The organism is Terrabacter sp. P5_B1, from assembly GCF_056400505.1.
Genome location: NZ_JBFULD010000595.1, coordinates 1 through 919, shown reverse-complemented (window position 1 = coordinate 919; position 919 = coordinate 1). Strand labels below are relative to the sequence as shown.

Below are 919 nucleotides of genomic sequence, written 5' to 3'. Positions count from 1 at the left end.
CCCGACGATGGCGTCGATCCGGCCGGTGCGGTGCCGCCGTCGCTCGAGGACGGTGTGGCACCCCCCTGGGCCCACGGTGACAGCAACGGCGTCGGTGTCGGTGTCGGCGCGACGGGCCGGTCGCCGGCCATGGCTGCCGATCCGGTGCCGAGCAGGACCGCGGCCGCGGCGAGGGAGGCCGCCGCGGCGCGCGTCCTGATCACCGGCGGGAACCGGTGTGCGTGGCGACCGCGCGGTCCTGGGGCGCAGGATCGTCCGCCTCGCGAGCCCGAGGCATACGTCCTCGCGGCAGTGCCGTTCGTGCGTGCCGTCTCCGCCGCAGCAGGACGGCTCCCAGCGCGGCGACGACGGCGAGCACGACCGAGGTCCACGCGAGCAGGTCGGACACCGGGGCCCGGGAGACGACTGTCGCGGGGTCGGAGCTGCTCTGGCCCACGACCCAGCGCACGGTGCTGTGGACGTCGTCGACGCCCCGTCGGTGCACGACGACGTCGAGGTCGACCGGTCCGCTCGACGGGAGGACGAGCGGCGCCGACCATCGGGACGGCGTCACCGCGGTCGCCGCCACGGTGGTCGCGCCGGACGTCGTCGCTCTGGCGTCGCCCGACCGGACGCCACGGACCGTCAGGGACACACCGGTGACGGGACCGGGAGCGGGACGCCGCGTGTCGAGGACGTCGATGAGCGCCACACTCGCCCCCGGACGGTTCGGCCGCAGGGCCAGAGTCTGCTGCAGGTCGGCGACCGGGCGGTCGTCGATGACGCTCGGCGCCTCCTCGGTGACGAGGCGCGGCGACACGGCGGGCTGCCCGGTGGCCAGGAGCCCGGCCAGGGCGACGACGACGAGCAGGCCGACGGCCTCCAGGCCCACGAGCGGCCGCCGGGCACCCCGCTCCTGCACCCGCCGAGTGTGCAGGAG

1 protein-coding gene and 1 pseudogene are annotated in these 919 nt (G+C 76.4%); both read right to left on the bottom strand.

The genetic code is table 11. From position 1 onward, the window contains the following. A pseudogene (locus AC1DP0_RS22285) lies at window positions 1-203 on the bottom strand (hypothetical protein); the annotation flags it as partial. Next, the coding region (locus AC1DP0_RS22280) for a hypothetical protein (RefSeq protein ID WP_478088826.1) at window positions 200-919 on the bottom strand (720 nt) is incomplete at its 5' end. The pseudogene AC1DP0_RS22285 and the gene AC1DP0_RS22280, both read right to left, overlap by 4 nt.